12 protein-coding genes are annotated in these 16,829 nt (G+C 69.5%); 7 read left to right on the top strand and 5 right to left on the bottom strand.

The genetic code is table 11. The features are described 5' to 3' along the window. The 3 genes from A5730_RS23295 to A5730_RS23285 all read left to right on the top strand — a co-directional run. Positions 1–792, top strand: a 792-nt coding sequence (locus A5730_RS23295) for a L,D-transpeptidase family protein (RefSeq protein ID WP_067905752.1), incomplete at its 5' end; no start/stop codon positions are given. A 122-nt stretch (positions 793–914) separates the two neighbouring features. After that, positions 915–1,490 (top strand): TetR/AcrR family transcriptional regulator, encoded by a 576-nt coding sequence (locus A5730_RS23290; protein WP_156745907.1) that lies wholly within the window; start codon positions 915–917, stop codon positions 1,488–1,490. Positions 1,491–1,492: 2 nt separating this feature from the next. Further along, positions 1,493–3,739 (top strand): molybdopterin-dependent oxidoreductase, encoded by a 2,247-nt coding sequence (locus A5730_RS23285; protein ID WP_067905729.1) that lies wholly within the window; start codon positions 1,493–1,495, stop codon positions 3,737–3,739. Here the strand turns inward: A5730_RS23285 and A5730_RS23280 are convergent. Next, the gene (locus tag A5730_RS23280; protein ID WP_067905727.1) at positions 3,723–5,708 is read right to left on the bottom strand and encodes a M13 family metallopeptidase; all 1,986 of its coding nucleotides are present in this window, start codon (positions 5,706–5,708) and stop codon (positions 3,723–3,725) included. The genes A5730_RS23285 and A5730_RS23280 overlap by 17 nt on opposite strands. A gap of 41 nt (positions 5,709–5,749) precedes the next feature. Here A5730_RS23280 and A5730_RS23275 point away from each other — a divergent pair, with 41 nt between their 5' ends. After that, positions 5,750–6,391, top strand: a complete 642-nt coding sequence (locus A5730_RS23275; RefSeq protein ID WP_067905724.1) for a hypothetical protein — start codon at positions 5,750–5,752, stop codon at positions 6,389–6,391. Then, the gene (locus tag A5730_RS23270; protein ID WP_067905722.1) at positions 6,388–7,071 is read left to right on the top strand and encodes a hypothetical protein; all 684 of its coding nucleotides are present in this window, start codon (positions 6,388–6,390) and stop codon (positions 7,069–7,071) included. The genes A5730_RS23275 and A5730_RS23270 overlap by 4 nt, the downstream gene beginning before the upstream one ends. Here A5730_RS23270 and A5730_RS23265 read toward each other — a convergent pair whose 3' ends face one another. Both A5730_RS23265 and A5730_RS23260 read right to left on the bottom strand, forming a co-directional pair. Next, on the bottom strand, positions 7,072–7,596 hold the full coding sequence (locus tag A5730_RS23265; RefSeq protein WP_067820525.1) for a hypothetical protein: 525 nt from the start codon (positions 7,594–7,596) through the stop codon (positions 7,072–7,074). Beyond that, complete coding sequence (locus A5730_RS23260; RefSeq protein ID WP_067905750.1) at positions 7,593–10,640, bottom strand: efflux RND transporter permease subunit; 3,048 nt, start codon at positions 10,638–10,640, stop codon at positions 7,593–7,595. Before A5730_RS23260 ends, A5730_RS23265 begins: the two co-directional genes overlap by 4 nt. Before the next feature lie 315 nt (positions 10,641–10,955). Here A5730_RS23260 and A5730_RS23255 point away from each other — a divergent pair, with 315 nt between their 5' ends. Continuing rightward, positions 10,956–11,441, top strand: coding sequence for a hemophore (locus A5730_RS23255; protein ID WP_067905747.1), 486 nt, complete (start codon positions 10,956–10,958; stop codon positions 11,439–11,441). On the opposite strand, the gene A5730_RS23250 is transcribed toward A5730_RS23255, so the two are convergent. Further along, positions 11,438–12,607 (bottom strand): TIGR00374 family protein, encoded by a 1,170-nt coding sequence (locus tag A5730_RS23250; RefSeq protein WP_055401098.1) that lies wholly within the window; start codon positions 12,605–12,607, stop codon positions 11,438–11,440. The two genes, A5730_RS23255 and A5730_RS23250, sit on opposite strands and share 4 nt — an antisense overlap. Before the next feature lie 168 nt (positions 12,608–12,775). On the opposite strand from A5730_RS23250, the gene A5730_RS23245 reads away from it, so the two are divergent. Next, entirely contained in the window at positions 12,776–13,912 is a 1,137-nt protein-coding gene (locus tag A5730_RS23245; RefSeq protein ID WP_067905720.1) for an AI-2E family transporter, read from the top strand. Between the two features lie 12 nt (positions 13,913–13,924). On the opposite strand, the gene A5730_RS23240 is transcribed toward A5730_RS23245, so the two are convergent. Beyond that, the gene (locus tag A5730_RS23240; protein ID WP_067905719.1) at positions 13,925–16,801 is read right to left on the bottom strand and encodes an MMPL family transporter; all 2,877 of its coding nucleotides are present in this window, start codon (positions 16,799–16,801) and stop codon (positions 13,925–13,927) included. Positions 16,802–16,829 lie beyond the last annotated feature (28 nt).

Below are 16,829 nucleotides of genomic sequence, written 5' to 3'. Positions count from 1 at the left end.
CCGCCCCCGTGGATGCCCCCGGCCGCGCAGCCGGCGGCGACCTCGGCCGACGGGCAGAACCCCGCACCGTTCACCGGCACGGCGCCGTTCGGCCCGCCGTCGTTCGTCCCCAAGGGCGGTTCGACCGTGGGCGTGGGCCAGCCGATCATCATCAACTTCCCCGGAACGGTCGAGAACGCCGACGCGGCGATCGCCGCCGTGCACGTCTCGTCGGTGCCGCCGGTCCCGGGCAAGTTCTACTGGATGACCCCGACGCAGTTGCGCTGGCGCCCCATCAATTTCTGGCCCGCGCACACCGCGGTCACCGTCGACGCCGGCGGGACCGTGTCCACCTTCCAGACCGGTGACACGCTGATCGCCACGGCCGACGACGCGACCCATCAGCTGACCATCACCCGAAACGGCACCGTGGAGAAGACCTTCCCGATGTCGATGGGCATGACGTCGGGCAACCACCAGACCCCCAACGGCACCTATTACGTGCAGGACAAGAAGGCGTCGGTGGTGATGGACTCCTCCACCTACGGGGTGCCGGTGAATTCGACCTACGGCTACAAGGTGACGGTGGAGGACGCGGTCCGCTTCGACAACGTCGGCGACTACGTGCACAGCGCGCCGTGGTCGGTGGACGACCAGGGCAAGCGCGACGTCAGCCACGGCTGCATCAACATCAGCCCCGCCAACGCGAGGTGGTTCTTCGACAACTTCGGTCCGGGTGACCCGATCGTCGTGAAGAACTCCAGCGGCGGCTCGTACAAGAAGAACGACGGCTCCGCCGACTGGATGAACTAAGCGCTTAGTCCAGCAGTCGCAAAATCGCCCATTCCGATCCGGAATTGGGCGATTTTGCGTCTGCTCGCCAATGCGAGCTGGGGGCTTTCGCGGGCCGGGCGATTATGTATAGCATCATACATATGCGCAGTCCACGCGAGCGGATGGTGGTCTCCGCCGCGCTGTTGATCCGGGAGCGGGGCGCGCACGCCACCGCGATCTCCGACGTCCTGGAACACAGCGGCGCGCCGCGCGGATCGGCCTACCACTATTTCCCCGGCGGGCGAACCCAATTGCTCTGCGAGGCGGTCGATTACGCGGGCGAGCATGTCGCGGCGATCATCGCCGAGGCCGAGAACGGGCCGGCGCTGTTGGACACCTTGATCGACAAGTATCGCCGGCAGCTGCTCGACAGCGACTATCGCGCGGGCTGCCCCGTGGTCGCGGTGTCGGTGGAGGCGGGGGAGGAAGAGCGCATGGCGCCGGTCGTCGAGCGCGCCGCGTCGGTGTTCGACCGCTGGACCGGCCTGATCGCGCAGCGCTTCATCGCCGACGGGGTGGCGCACGAGCGGGCCGCCGACTTGGCGGTGCTGGCGACCACCGCGCTCGAGGGCGCGATCGTGCTGGCCCGCGTGCGCCGCGACCTCACCCCCCTCGACGTCGTGCACCGCCAGCTACACCGCCTGCTGTCGGCCGAGGCGACCAGGAAGGACGTCTGACAATGACCGGTGAATGGAAGTCCACGGCCTGCATCCTCTGCGAATGCAACTGCGGCATCGTCGTGCAAGTCGAGGACCGGCGGCTGGCGCGCATCCGGGGCGACAAGGCGCACCCCGCGTCGCAGGGCTACACCTGCAACAAGGCGCTGCGGCTGGATCACTATCAGAACAGCGGCGCTCGGCTGACCTCGCCGCTGCGCCGGCGCGCCGACGGCAGCTTCGAGGAGATCGACTGGGACACCGCGATTGTCGAGATCGCCGAGGGGTTCAAGCGGATCCGGGACAGCTACGGCGGGGACAAGATCTTCTACTACGGCGGTGGCGGCCAGGGCAATCACCTGGGCGGGGCCTACAGCGGCGCCTTCCTGAAGGCCCTGGGGTCGCGCTATCGGTCAAATGCCTTGGCGCAGGAGAAGACCGGTGAGGCCTGGATCGACGGGCAGCTGTACGGCGGTCACACGCGAGGTGAATTCGAGCACGCCGAGGTGTCGGTGTTCGTCGGGAAGAACCCGTGGATGTCGCAGAGCTTCCCCCGCGCCCGGGTGGTGCTCAACGAGATCGCCAAGGACCCGGCCCGCTCGATGATCGTCATCGACCCCGTCGTCACCGACACCGCCAAGATGTCCGACTTCCATCTGCGGGTCCAGCCCGGCACCGACGCGTGGTGCCTGGCCGCCCTGGCGGCGGTCCTGGTCCAGGAAAACCTCTGTGACGAAACGTTTCTCGCCGAGCACGTGCGCGGGGCGGAAGGTGTCCGGGCCGCGCTGCGCGCCATCAACGTCGCCGACTACGCGCAACGGTGCGGGGTGGACGAGGAGTTGTTGCGGGCGGCGGCGCGGCGCATCGGCGCGGCCGCCAGTGTCTCGGTGTTCGAGGACCTCGGGGTGCAGCAGGCGCCCAACAGCACGCTCTGCTCGTATCTGAACAAGCTGCTGTGGATCTTCACCGGCAACTTCGCGAAAAAGGGTGGCCAGCACCTGCATTCGGCGTTCGGGCCGCTGTTCGGCCAGTTCTCCGGTCGCACGCCGGTGACCGGCGCCCCGATCATCGCCGGATTGGTGCCCAGCAACGTCGTGCCCGAGGAGATCCTCACCGACCACCCGGACCGGTTCCGGGCCATGATCGTGGAAAGCAGCAATCCCGCGCACTCGCTGGCCAACTCGGCGGCCTGCCGGGAGGCCTTCGAAGCGCTGGAGCTGATGGTCGTCATCGACGTCGCGATGACCGAGACGGCCCGGCTGGCGCACTACGTGCTGCCCGCGGCCTCCCAGTTCGAGAAGCCGGAGGCCACGTTCTTCAATCTGGAGTTCCCGCACAACGCCTTTCAGCTGCGCCGGCCGCTGTTCGAACCGCTGCCCGGAACGCTGCCCGAGCCGGAGATCTGGGCGCGCCTGGTGCGGGCGCTGGGCGTCGTCGAAGACGCGGACCTGCGACCACTGGCCGAGGCGGCCCAGCGCGGCCGACAGGCGTACACCGAGGCGTTCCTGACCGCCACCGCGACCAACCCGACCGTCGCGAAGCTGCTGCCCTACGTCCTCTACGAGACCCTCGGGCCCACCCTGCCGGACGGCCTGCGCGGCGCGGCCGCCCTGTGGGGGCTCGCCCAGAAGGCCGCGCTCACCTATCCCGAGGCCGTGCGCCGCGCCGGTCACGCCGACGGCAACGCCCTGTTCGACGCGATCCTCGACAGCCCGTCCGGGGTGACGTTCACCGCGCACAACTATGAGGACGACTTCGTGCTGATCAGCCATGCCGATCACAAGATCGCGCTGGAGATCCAGGAGATGCTCGACGAATTAAGTGCGTTGGCCGCCGCGCCGCCGCAGCTGACCACGCCGGAATTCCCGATCGTGCTGTCGGTGGGGGAGCGCCGCGCCTACACCGCCAACGACATCTTCCGCGACCCGTCGTGGCGCAAGCGCGACGCGGACGGGGCGCTGCGCGTCAGCGTGGAGGACGCCCAAACGCTGGGCCTGGTCGACGGGTGCCGCGTCCGCATCAGCACCGCGGCCGGCAGCGCCGAGGCCACCGTCGAGATCACCGAGACCATGCTGGCCGGGCACGCGGCCCTGCCCAACGGTTTCGGGCTGGACTACGTCGACGGCGACGGGCGCACCATGGTTCCCGGCGTCGCCCCGAACGCGCTCACCTCGACCGACTGGCGCGACCCCTTCGCCGGCACGCCGTGGCACAAGCACGTGCCGGCCCGGATCGAACCGGTGCCGGCCGCCGTCAGTTCCAGATCCTGACCCGGCGCTGCTTCTCCAGGAACAGCGCGTCGCCCTCGGCCACGTCGAAAGCGTCGTAGAACGCGTCCATGTTGCGGATGACGCCGTTGCAGCGGAACTCCGGCGGTGAGTGCGGATCGGTCGCCAGCCGCCGGATCGCTTCGGCCGCACGGGATTTGGTGCGCCACACCTGCGCCCAGCCGTAGAACACGCGCTGCACTCCGGTCAGCCCGTCGATGACGGGCGCGGGCCGGCCCTGTAGCGACAGCTGGTAGGCCAGCAGGGCGATCGACAACCCACCCAGGTCGCCGATGTTCTCCCCGACGGTGAACGCGCCGTTGACGTGGTGGCCCTCGCCCAACCCGCGCGGCGTGTAGGCGTCGTACTGCTCGATGAGAGCCTTGGTGCGGGAACCGAATTCGGCGCGATCGGCGTCGGTCCACCAGTCCACCAGGTTGCCGTCGCCGTCGTACTTGGCGCCCTGGTCGTCGAAGCCGTGCCCGATCTCGTGCCCTATCACCGAGCCGATCCCGCCGTAGTTGGCGGCGTCGTCGGCGTCCGGGTCGAAGAACGGGGGCTGCAAAATTGCCGCGGGAAAGACGATTTCGTTCATCCCCGGGTTGTAGTAGGCGTTGACCGTCTGGGGCGTCATGAACCACTCGTCCTTATCGACCGGGCCGCCCAGCTTGGCCAGCTCGCGGTCGTGGTTGACCGCGTAGCCGCGAAGGAAGTTGCCGTAGAGGTCGTCGCGGTCGATCACCAGCGCGGAGTAGTCGCGCCACTTCGCCGGGTAGCCGACCTTGGCGACGAATTTGTCCAGCTTCGCCAGGGCGCGCTCCCGGGTCTGCGGGGTCATCCAGTCCAGCTCGTGGATGGACTGGCGGTACGCCGCCTTCAGGTTGTCCACCAGGGCGTCGATGCGAGCCTTGGCGTCCGGCGGGAAATGCCGCTGCACGTAGAGCTTTCCGACGGCGTCGCCCATCAGGCTCTCCACCAGCGACACCGCCCGCTTCCAGCGCTCGCGGATCTGCTCGGCGCCGGTGAGCAGGCGGCCGTAGAAGTCGAAGTCCGCGGCGACCAGGTCGTCGGTCAGCCAGGACGCGCGGGCGCGGATCAACCGCCAGCGGGCCCAGCTCTTCCACACCTCGATGTCCTCGTTGCGCCACAGCTCGGCGAACGCGCGCAGGTAATCCGGTTGGCGCACAATCACTTCGGCGAGGCCCTCGGGGCCGGCACCCAGGGCGGTGGCCCAGGCGGCCCAATCGAACCCCAGCGATTCGTCGCGCAGTTGCGCGAACGTGCGCAGGTTGTAGCTGAGGTCGGCGTCGCGGCGCTTGACCACGTCCCAGTGCGCCTCGGCGAGCCTGGCCTCCAGCGCGACGATGCGCTCCGCGTCCCGGATGTGTTCGGCCGCGTCACCGCCGAACACCAGGGCGAACATCCGCGCGATGTGACCCGGGTAGGCCTCCAGCACCTCGGCGTGCCGCTCCTCGCGGTAGTAGGACTCGTCGGGCAGTCCGAGGCCGGATTGGGTGAGGTGCACCAGGTAACGGGCGGAGTTCTTGGCGTCGGTGTCGATGTAGGCCGCCACGCCGCCGCCCACCCCGGTGCGCTGCAGCGCGCCCACGGCGGCCGTCAACGCGTCCGCGTCGGCGGCGTCGTCGATGGTGGCCAGCTCGTCGCGCAGCGGTTGCAGGCCGCGCCGCTCGACGGTCTCCTCGTCGAGGAAGCTGGCGTACAGGTCGCCGATGCGTTGCTGATCGGTGCCGGGGGCGGCGCCGGTCTGGCTGGCCTCGATGATCAGGTCGCGCACCTGCTCCTCGGCGCGGTCATAGAGCTGACGGAACGCCCCGTCGGTGGCCCGGTCCGCCGGGATGTCGTATTCGGCCAGCCAGCGGCCGTTGACGTGACCGAACAGGTCGTCCTGGGGGCGGGTGTTGGCGTCGACGTGGCTCAGGTCGATGCCCGAGCGAATGGCCTCTACAGTCACCCCGCCATCCTTCCATCTTTCCCGGGTGCGACGATCGGGCCATGTCAGACGGCGAGCGAACCGAAGCAGCGACGGAAGAGGTGGACCTCGAAGATCCCGACGAAGCCGTCGACGAGGAATCCGCCGACGGCCCGATGTTCTCCCCGTACGGCATCGCGTCGGCCGTCCTGGGGGTGCTGTCGGTGGCGGCGGTGGTGTTCGCATTCGTCCTGTGGTCCGGGCACCGCGACGACATGGCCGAACGCCGCTACCTCACCCAGGTCATGCAGACCGCGGCCGACTGGACGGGCGTGCTGATCAACATGAACAGCGGCAACGTCGATTCCAGCCTGCAACGGCTGCACGACGGGACGGTCGGCGAACTCAACACCGACTTCGACGCGGCCATGCAGCCCTACCGGCAGGTGGTGGAAAAGCTGCAGTCCAAGAGCGCCGGGCGGATCGAGGCGGTGGCCGTCGAGACGGTCCACCGCGACCTGGACACCCAGCCCGGTAGCTCGCGGCCCGTGGTGACCACCAAGCTGCCGCCGTTTGCCAGCCGCCTGGACTCGGTGATGCTGGTCGCGACGTCGGTCAGTGAGAACGCCGGCGCCAAACCGCAGACGGTGCACTGGAATCTGCGCCTCGACGTGTGCGACGTGGAGGGCAAGCTGATGATCTCGGGGCTGGAGTCGATCCGATGAGAAACGTCTGGCGCCTGGTCGCCTTCGACATCCTGGCCCCGCTGGCGGCCATCGCGGCGTTGCTGGCGATCGGGCTGGTCCTGGGCTGGCCGCTGTGGTGGGTGTCGGTGTGCTCGGTGCTCGTGTTGCTGATCGTCGAGGGCGTCGGGGTGAATTTCTGGCTGCTGCGGCGCGATTCGGTCAGCGTCGGCACCGACGACGACGCGCCGGGCCTGCGCCTGGCCGTCGTCTTCCTGTGCACGGCGGCGCTGGTGGCCGCGGTGTTCACCGGTTACACGCATTGGACCCAGTCGGACCGCGAATTCAAGGACGACTCCCGTGACGTGGTGCGCGTCGCCACGGGGATGGCGGAGGCGATGGCCTCGTTCAGCCCGGGCGCCCCGGACAGCTCCATCGACCGGGCCACCGCGCTGATCGTCCCGGAGCACGCGGCCGCCTTCAAGGAGCAGTACACGAAGTCCAGCTCGGAGCTGGCCCAGCACAACGTCACCGCGCAGGCCGCAACGCTGGCGGCCGGGGTCGAGGCGCTGGGGCCGGCGGCGGCGAGCGTGGCGGTGATCCTGCGGGTCACCCAGAACGCGCCGGGGCAACCGCCCAACCAGTCGGCGCCCGCGCTGCGGGTCGCGCTGACCAAGCACGGCGACACCTGGCTGGTCTCGGACGTGCTGCCGATCAGGTGATCAGTTGGACTCCGCCGAGCGCGTCGACTTCACCTTGACGAACCGGTCCGACAGGCGGCGCATCCGGATCATCAGCGCCGCCGACGGGCTGGTGCTGCCGTCCAGGTAGGCGGCGAGTTCCTCGGCGCTCGCCCCGATGCGGGAGGCGAATTCCTGTTGCGCCAGACCGGATCGGTCGATGAGCAGCCGCACATGCCGGGCCACCTCGGCGCGCTCGTTGGCCTCCAGGTGGGTGCGGGCGCGTTCGAGCACCTCCCACAGCGCCTTGGAGATGCCGTAGGGGCGGGTGCCGTCGAGCACCTCCTCGACCTGGCGGGCGGTGCGCCCGTACGGGTCGCGCTTCAGCGCGGCGGCGATGCGTTTCCAGGTGGCGATGTCGCCGCCCTGCAGGGCGGCGCGAATGGCCGAGGTCGGCCAGAACTCCACCGGCTGGTCGGGGTCGGGGGCGGGCGCACCGTCGCGGCCGCGCGGCTCGGCGGCCGGCCGGTGGGGCGGTGCGGGGCGTCGGTCAGGTGCCAACGTCACCTCGCCTCCTCCAGCATCGCTACGGCCACCGACAGGCAGCGCTGCCTGATCTCGTCCCAGTCCGAGCGGGCGGCGTCCTCGGACCCCTGCTTGTCGTCGAAATCGCAGGGATCGGGATCAGCGAGTCGACGGACCAGCTGGCTGGCGATCCACTGCCGCCTGGGCGACTGACAACAGTAGTACCTGTCCATGCCCGCCAGCACCACGGCGGCGGTCTCGGGCTCCAACGTTTCAACCATATCCGCAAAGTCGGCGTAATCGCGGCGGCTGTTACGGCACATGATGAGGTAGCCCTTGAGGCGCAGCGTCTCGGCGCCGGTCGGGACCAGCAGCCGGTCGCCGGTGGGCAGCTGCACGTGGGTGGTTTCCACCGGGCTGCGGCGCTCGTAGAGCGACCGGTCGGCGCAGTCGTTCTCGTTCTCCAGCGCGTCGATGGCGACCGACAGCCGCCCCCGCCACAACGTGACGGGGTGCACGGGCCGGTCCGCGCCGACGATGGCCTTGGCGATGCCGTTGCGCGAGGTCAGCCCCCCGACCAGCTTCTTGGCCCCGGCAGCGCCGTTGGTGTGCCCGTTGGTGCCGGTCCTGCGGTCGGCGGCGCCCACCCCCGCGCCCGCCTTCTCGTCGTCGATGTTGACCTGATGGGGGATCTGACCGGGGTCGCGGCCGCGATCCGGGTCGGCGCCGGCCACCGCGGCGCCCTGCCGCTGTGTGCCGTTGCGCCCACACCCGGTGAACGCCAGCGGATCGGTCACGCAGATGGCATCGGGCGCCAAGTGCTTGAGCTTGGCGGCCGACTTGAGCACCATCCGCAGGTCGGCGTTGGGCGCCGTCAGGGCCGAGATGTCGTCGGGGATGACCACGACGTCGGCCAGGTCGACCGCGGGCAACGGTCGGTCGAAGTCGACCGACGGCAGAATCCGGGACAGCCACCCGGGGATCCACCAGTTCCACTGAGCGAACATCGCCATCAACGCCGGGACCAGCACCAGCCGCACGACGGTGGCGTCCACCGCGATCGCCACCGCGCAGGCGACGCCGATCTCGGCGACCAGCGGCATGCCCGCGAACGCGAAGCCGACGAAGACCGCGATCATGATCAGGGCCGCGCTGGTGATGGTGCGGGCGCTGGTGCTCACGCCGTACGCGACGGCGTCGCGGGTGTTTCCGGAGTGCAGGAAGCGTTCCCGGATGCGGGTCAGCAGGAAGATCTCGTAGTCCATCGACAACCCGAAGGTCATCGCGAGCACCAGCGGCGGGACGGTGCTGTCGATCGAGCTGATCTGGGCGAAGCCGAGGTCCTTCAGCCAGCCCCACTGGAACACCATCACCAGGCTGCCGTACGCGGCCGCGACCGACAGCAAGGTCATCAGCACGCCCTTGAGCGCCAGGAACACCGAGTGCACGGACACCAGCAGCATCACGAACGCGATCAGCGCGACGATGGCCAGCACCAACGGCTCGGTCTGGGAGACCTGGTCGTCGAAGTCCTTGATCAGGGCGGTCGGGCCGCCGACGTCCACTCGCGCGGTTCCCCGGTCGGGCACCTTGGGCAACTGCGCGCGCATCCACCCGACGGTCTCGCGCGCCCGCATGTCCTCGGGGTCAACCGACAGCACCGCCGACAGCAGGGCGCTGCCGTTGTCCTCGGCGAACTGCGGCGGGGCCACCGAGACGATGTTGGGCGCCTGCGTCATCCGCTGCCGGATCGCGCCGATGGTCTGGCCGTGTTCGGGTGAGGCCGCGCCACCGTCCGGGAACGTGATCAGCACCCGAACCGGGCCCAGGGCGCCGGGGCCGAGGGCCTCGGCCGCCGCGCCCACCCCGGCGCGGATTTCGTGCGACGAGTCGAACTGGCGCAGCAGGCTGTTGCCCAGCACCATCGAGGAAGCCGGGGCGGCCATCACGAGCAGCACCAGCGAGGCCGCCAGCGCCGACATCCACGGCCGCCGCATCACCCAGCCGATCCAGCGGTTCCAGAACCGGGATTGGGCGCCGTCGGGCCGGCGGGACCAGTGCAAAAACGCCGACCTCTTGGCGGCCGACCGGCCGAACGTCGCCAGCGCCGCCGGGGTCAACGTGGTCGACGTCAGCATGGCGACCGCGACGGCCAGGATCGCCCCGGTCGCCATCGACTTCAACGCCGGGGTATTGATGACGTAGATCCCGGTGAGTGAGGCGACGACCGTCATCCCGGACAGCACCACCGCCAGCCCCGAGGTCGCCATCGCCGCGTCGACTGCGTCCTGCGGCTCGCGGCCGGACCGCAGCTCCTCGCGGAACCGCATCAGGATGAACAGCGAATAGTCGACCGCGAGCGCGATTCCGAACATCGACACCGTCGACGTCACGAACACCGACATGGTCGTGTAGGACGACAGCAGGTAGACCAGGCCCATGGTGACCACGACCGTGCAGACGCCGAGCGCGAGCGGTATCGCCGCGGCGGCCAGCGAGCCGAACACGGCCAGCAGCACGATGAGGATCACCGGCAGGTTCCAGCGCTCGGCGGCGGCGATGTCGTGCTTGGTGTTCTGCGCGGCGGCCGCGCTGAGCGCGCCCTGCCCGATGACGTACAGCCGCACCCGGCCGTCCGCGGTCTGGCCGGGCTGGTCGCCGTTGACGCCGACCTTTTTGCGCAGCTGCTTGGCGACGTCGCTGGTGTTGCGGGAGTCCAGCCGCAGCGACAACACGTACGGCCGGTCGGGTTGCGGCGGCCGCTGGGTGGGGTTGGGGACCTCCGAGACGCCGGGCAGCTCGGCGGCGGTGCTCCGCAGCAGCGCGACGGCGTCGTTGATGTCGGCGTAGCTGGCATCCGGCCGCGGGGCCGCCACCAGGGCCAGCGAGGACGAGCCCTGGTCGTGGTAGAGCTCCTCGAGCTGGTCGTGGACGAGCAGCGACTGCGAACCGGCCACCTCGAAACCGCCGCCGGTCAGATTCCCCGACTGCGTCAGGGCCAGATAGACCGCCGGAACCAAAGCCAGCAACCAGCCTGTGAAGACCAACCAGCGGTACTTACGCAGGCTGCGGCTGAGGCGCATCATCAACTGCTGGATTTCTTCACTCCCCTCGCGCAACGCGTGCAGGCGAGGATACCGCAGCCGCCTGTGGATGATGTCGGCTTCGTAGTTCCTGAGCTGCAGCGACGGGGTTGTTGTCAAGACGCCGCCAACTCGTTGTGAAGCGGTTACCGGGTGGGAGTTTCCTCACCCGCGATCGCGCGGGCTGGCAGGGGCGCGACCGACGATGGCAGGATGTCGGATGGCCCGCGGGGCCATGGGGAACTCCGCGTTCGATGGGCCGTCTAATGCAGCCGTTTGCAGGCGTCGGTGCTGCGCGCGAACACCAAAGGAGTTTCCATGACGAGAGCCACCGCGACCGGGCGGCGCAGGATCGTCGCCGGGCTGATCGCCGCCGCCGTGCCGGGCGCCGCCCTGGCCGTCCTGGCGGGGGCCCCGGCGACCGGCGCCAACGATCCGTGCGCGGCCAGTGAAATCGCCCGGACGATCGGTTCGGTCTCCAAGTCGATGGGCGACTACCTGGACGCGCACCCGGAGACCAACCAGACCATGACCTCGATGCTGCAGCAGCAGGCCGGCCCGCAGTCGATGACCGGCCTGAAGTCCTACTTCGAGGCCAACCCGAAGGTCGCCGGCGACATGACCTCGATCGCCCAGCCGTTGACCAACCTCTCGCTGCAGTGCAAGCTGCCGATCTCGCCCACCCAGGCGATGGGCATGATGCAGCAGGCGCAGGGCGCGGCCGGTGGTCTGCCCGCGCTGCCGGGTAACGCGGCGGGGGCGCTGCCGCTGGCCGGCCCGCCGCGGGGCAACACCGCGGGCTAGTTCCCGGCTTCGGGGCTGCGGTCCGGCGGTAACGGGCCCTGCAGGGCGGTCTCGGTCGGATCGTTGGCGGCCGGGACCTGCGGCGCCGGCGGCTCGAGTTCCGGCGCGGCCTCCTCATCGTCCGGGACGGTGACGTTCTCCGTGCGGAACACGAAGAAGAACACCACCCAGCCGATCGCCGAGATGAACAGCCAGCTGATCAGCCGGTAGATCAGCATGGCCGAGATCGCGTTGGGCAACGACATGCCGCTGGACACCAGGCCCGGCACCAGCACCGCCTCGACCACCAGCAACCCGCCCGGCATCAGCGGGATGGTGCCGACCGCGCGGGCGGCCGCGTACGCCACCGTCAGCCCGGCGACCGACGCGTGGTCGCCGGCGGCGTAGGCCGCGAAGCCGAGGCAGGCCACATCGGCGATCCAGTTGAACATCGACCAACCGAACGCGGTGCCCAGGTCGCGGCGGCTCAGGCTCACCGATTCGAGCTGCATCAGGGTCTCGCGCCACCTCGCCAGGCCGGTGTCGGCGGGCCGGCCACGCACGGAGTTCACCCACGACAGCAACCGGCAACCGATCCCGTCGATCAGCTCCGGTCGCGACGCGACCGCCTGGGCGAGGATCAGCAACGCGACGAAGCCGCCGAGGGTGAACAGCAACGAGAACGGGTTGTTCTTGGCGCCGAGGAAGAACGCGCCGCCCAGGCCCAGCAGCGCCAGCCCGACGGCCTGCAGGACACCCGCCATCACCAGCTGCCAGGACGCCACCACCGTGGAGGCGCCCCAAATCCGTTGCTGCCGAAACAAAAACGTCGCCGAGAGCACCGGCCCGCCCGGCAGCGTGGTGCTCAACGAGTTGGCCGCGTAGAAGGCGGCCTCCGACCGCAGTTGCTTGACGTGCACCCCGGCCGATCGGAGCAGGGTGCGCTGGATTTGCGCGAAGCTGTGCATCGACGCGGCCGACGCGACGACCGATGCCAGCAGCCACCACCAGTTCGCCTCGTACAGGCTCGTCCAGGCCTTGGCCAGCTGACGCCAGCCCAGGGCGACCTCCACGGCAAGCACGATCGCGACGATCCCGAGGATCACCCAGCGCACCCACCAGTACTTCCCGCGCGGGGTCTCTTCGCGCGGGAAGTCGAGATTGCGGGCCGGTGCGTCGTGCGGCACGTGATTTAGGGTAACGGTGCAGGTGGCGCGGGGATCGTCGCGCGGGGCCGACCGTGTCTGGGAAGTTCCGGGGTCGTAACCGGATCGTGGCGGCATGGCCGCGCCCGGGTGGCGCGCGGTGGAGTCCGCGCACGTTTGGCGACGCCGCCGGCCGGATAGGCTCACGCCATGCCAGCAAACACCGACGACGCTTCGGTCGAACCCATTGTCCGCAAGACCGCAGCCTGGGCCTGGCGTTTGCTGGTGATCCTTGCCGCGTTGGTCGCCCTGCTGTGGGTGGTGAAGAAGCTCGAGGTCATCGTCGTCCCGGTACTGGTGGCGCTGCTGCTCAGCGCGTTGCTGCTGCCGGTGGTCGACTGGCTGGATCGACGCGGCCTGCCCCGCGGCGGCGCGGTGACACTCGTGCTGTTCGGCGGTTTCGCGCTCCTGGGCGGCATCCTGGCGTTCGTCGTCAACCAGTTCGTGGATGGTTTGCCGGGCCTGACCGAACAGGTGACCCACAGCATCGAATCCACCCGGCGCTGGCTCATCCACGGGCCGGCGCACCTGCGCCGCGAACAGATCGACAACGCGGGCAACGCCGCGATCGAGGCGCTGCGCAACAACCAGGCGAAGCTGGAAAGCGGCGCCCTGTCCACGGCGGCCACCATCACCGAACTGGTCACCGCGGCGGTGCTGGTGCTGTTCACGCTGATCTTCTTCCTCTATGGCGGGCGCAACATCTGGGCCTACGTCTCGAGGATCGTTCCGGCCGACGTCCGCGACCGGGTGAGCGAGGCGGGCCGTGCCGGCTACGGGTCGCTGACCGGCTACGTGCGGGCCACCTTCCTGGTGGCGCTCACCGACGCGGCCGGGGTAGGCACGGGCCTGGCGATCATGGGCATACCCCTGGCGCTGCCGCTGGCCTCGCTGGTGTTTCTTGGCGCCTTCATCCCGTTGATCGGTGCGTTGGTGTCCGGGCTGCTGGCCGTGGTGGTCGCGCTGTTGGCCAAAGGCATTGTCTACGCGCTGATCACGCTCGGTCTGCTGATCGCGGTGAACCAGCTCGAGGCCCACGTGCTGCAACCGCTGGTGATGGGGCGCGCGGTGTCGATTCACCCGCTCGCGGTGGTGCTGGCGATCTCCACCGGCGGCGTGCTCGCCGGCATCGTCGGCGCGCTGCTCGCCGTCCCGACGGTGGCGTTCCTCAACAACGCGATCCAGGTGCTGACCGCCCCGGACCCGGCCGCCGAAGCCGAGAAGCAGGCCGAGGAGGCCGACGAGGGCGCGATCTTGCAGGCGGAACCGGACGAACCCGCAACCTAGCCGGACCGGGGTCTACAGCCGTCCCTCGCGACGCAGCAGGTCCTGGGCGGACACGCCGCCGCCGGAGCGCCGGCGCTGGCGCGCGTCGCCGTTGTCGCCCTGTGGGTGCGAGGTGAGCTTCTCGGTGGCCGGTTCGGAGTCGTTGCCCTCCGACCGTGCGGACGGAAACGCGGTGGTCGGTTCGGCGTCGCCCGTGTCGTCAGATCGATTGCCGGGCACCGGGATTGCGCGGGTCTGGCCGCCCGATGGCGGCGGCGGCGCCGCGGGGCCCGGGGTGGGAGGCCGCGCGGGTGCCGGCGGCGCCGCGTTGGCGGGGCCGGCGTTGGGCACCGAAAGCCGCGTCGTCTTGGCTTCCGTCGGCGGCCGGGCCTGCGACCGCGCGGCGTCGGGCGCCTGCGCCGGGGCGCGCATCGCCGCGCCCGCGGGCACTTCCTGACCGGGTTTCGGCTCGGCCGGGCCCGGACGCGTCGCGCGCGACGGCTCGAGGGCCGCGGGGTGGGTGGGATCGTGCGGTGCGCGCGGCGCGGCGGCGACCAGGCTGGCCGACACCGGCGGGCGGGCGGGGCGCCCGTTGAGGGTCGGCCGCTTGCGCTCGTCGGGCAGGTCGATCTCGCCCAGCCCGATCCGGTTCTGCAGCCGCCTGGCCCAGCGCGGGGCCCACCAGCAGTCGTCGCCGAGCAGTTTCATCACCGACGGCACCAGGAACATCCGGACCACGGTGGCGTCCAGCAGCAGCGCCGCCATCAGCCCGAACGCCAGGTATTTCATCAGCACCAGGTCGGAGAACACGAACGAGCTGGCCACGACGGCGAGCACCAGGGCGGCGGCCGTGATCAAGCGCCCGGTCGTCGCGGTGCCGATCCGGATGGCCTCGGCGGTCGACATGCCGCGCTCGCGCGCCTCGACCATGCGGGACACCAGGAACACCTCGTAGTCGGTGGCCAGGCCGAAACCCACCGCGACCACCAGCGAGATCACCACCACCATCAGGGGGGTGGGCGTGAAGTTGAGCACGCCCGACAAATGGCCGTCGACGAAGATCCACGTCAGGATGCCCATCGTCGACCCCAGCGTCAGCGCGCTCATGAGCACCGCCTTGACCGGCAACACCACCGACCCGAACGCCAGGAACATCAGCAGCAGCGTGGCGCCCAGCAGTAGCACCAGCATCAGCGGAGCCTTGTCGAACAGGCTGTGGATGCTGTCCTGCTCCAGGGCCGGAGTACCGCCGACATAGAGGTTGAAGCCCTTCGGCGGATTTATCGCCCGGAGTTCGCTGATCTTCTTGGCGGCGTCGTTCTTATTGACCAGGCCGTTCTGGATCACGCGCACCGAGCCGTCCTTGGGCACCGTCGTGCCGTTCGGTCCGGCGACGCAGGGGTTGCCGGCAATGGTCGGGCACGGCCGCTCCTCCCAGGTCTTGTCGGTGAACCCGCCGATCGAGGAAATCCTGTTGCGGATGTCGGCGACCTGTTGGTCGGTGACCTTGCTGTGATTGGTGCTCTGGATCACCATCGTCAGCTGTTCGGTGCGGTAGCCGGGGAAGAGCTTGTCGAAGTGTTCCTGCGCCTGACGCACGGGATTGGTTGGCGGCAGGTACTTTTCGCTCATGCCGCCGAACGACAGGTTGCTCAGCGGGATGACCAGCAAAATCATGGCGACGGCGATCGGGATGGCGAACGCCAGCGGCCGCTTCATCACCCAGTTGACGAGCTTGCCCCAGAACCCGGCCTCGACCTCTTCGCGGGTCTTGGTCTTCTGCAGCCGGTCGGCCAGCCAGTTCAGGTAGGCCCGCGACCACTTCCAGTTCCGCAGGAAGGGCACCCGGAATGCGGTCCGCACGCCCAGTGCGTCGACGTGGCGGCCGAGGATGCCCAGGCAGGCCGGCAGGAACGTGATCGACAGCAACGCGGCGAGCCCCACGGCGGCGAAGATCGCGTAGGTCAGCGAGTGCACGAAGCCCTGCGGCAGCACCAGCAGGCTGGCGCTCGACGCGATGATCAGGACCGCCGAGAACGTCACGGTGCGCCCGGCCGTCATCACGGTGCGCCGCACGGCGGTCTCGGTGTCGTAACCCTCGGCGATCTCTTCTCGGAACCGGCTCACCACGAAGAGCCCGTAGTCGATCGCGATACCCAAACCGATCAGCGACACCACCGGCTGGGCGAAATAATGCACCGGCCCGAACACGGCGACCAGCCGCAGAATGCCCAGCGAACCCGCGATGCTGAGCCCACCCACGATCGCCGGCAGGCCCGCGGCGACCGCACCGCCGAACACCAGGAACAAGACCACCGCCACCATCGGGACCGCGAGGACCTCCATGCGGCGCTGGTCGGTGGCGATGGTGCCGGTCAGGGCGTTGGCGATCGGCTCCAGCCCGGCCAGCGCCACCGTTCCGCCGTCGAGCTTCTGCAGATCGGGCGCGATGGCCTTGTAGTTGTTGAGGATGCTGTCGTCGTCGTCACCCTTGAGCGGGATGGACACGAAGGTGTGCTTGCGGTCCTCGCTCACCATCCCCTTGATCAACGGGTTGGTGCTGTCGGGCGCGGCCAGCCAGCCGGCCCAGCCGACGACCTGGTCGGCGTGGTCGGTCTTGAACTTGTTGAGCTGCGCGACGATCTTGTCCCGCCAGGCCGGGTCGTCCACCGTTTTGCCCTCGGGGGCGGTGAAGGTGGCGACGATGTGGCTGGTGCGGTCGCGGCCGTAGGTCTGGTCGCCCAGCACCGAGGCCTTCACGGATTGGCTGCCCTCGTCGTAGAAGCCACTCTGTGTGACATGCTTGCCAAGGCTCATCCCGAAAACGCCGCCCAGCAGGCACAGAGCTACCGTGACCCCGATCACGATGTACCGGTACCGGTACACAGTTCGACCCCACCAGGCGAACACGCAAGCTCCTTACTGGATCGTTAACGAC

Origin of the sequence: Mycobacterium sp. ACS4054, assembly GCF_001667275.1 — a bacterium.
In the GTDB taxonomy this organism is placed as follows: Bacteria; Actinomycetota; Actinomycetes; order Mycobacteriales; family Mycobacteriaceae; genus Mycobacterium.
Note: the sequence above shows the minus strand (reverse complement) of the source record. Positions and strands in the feature narration are given on the sequence as shown.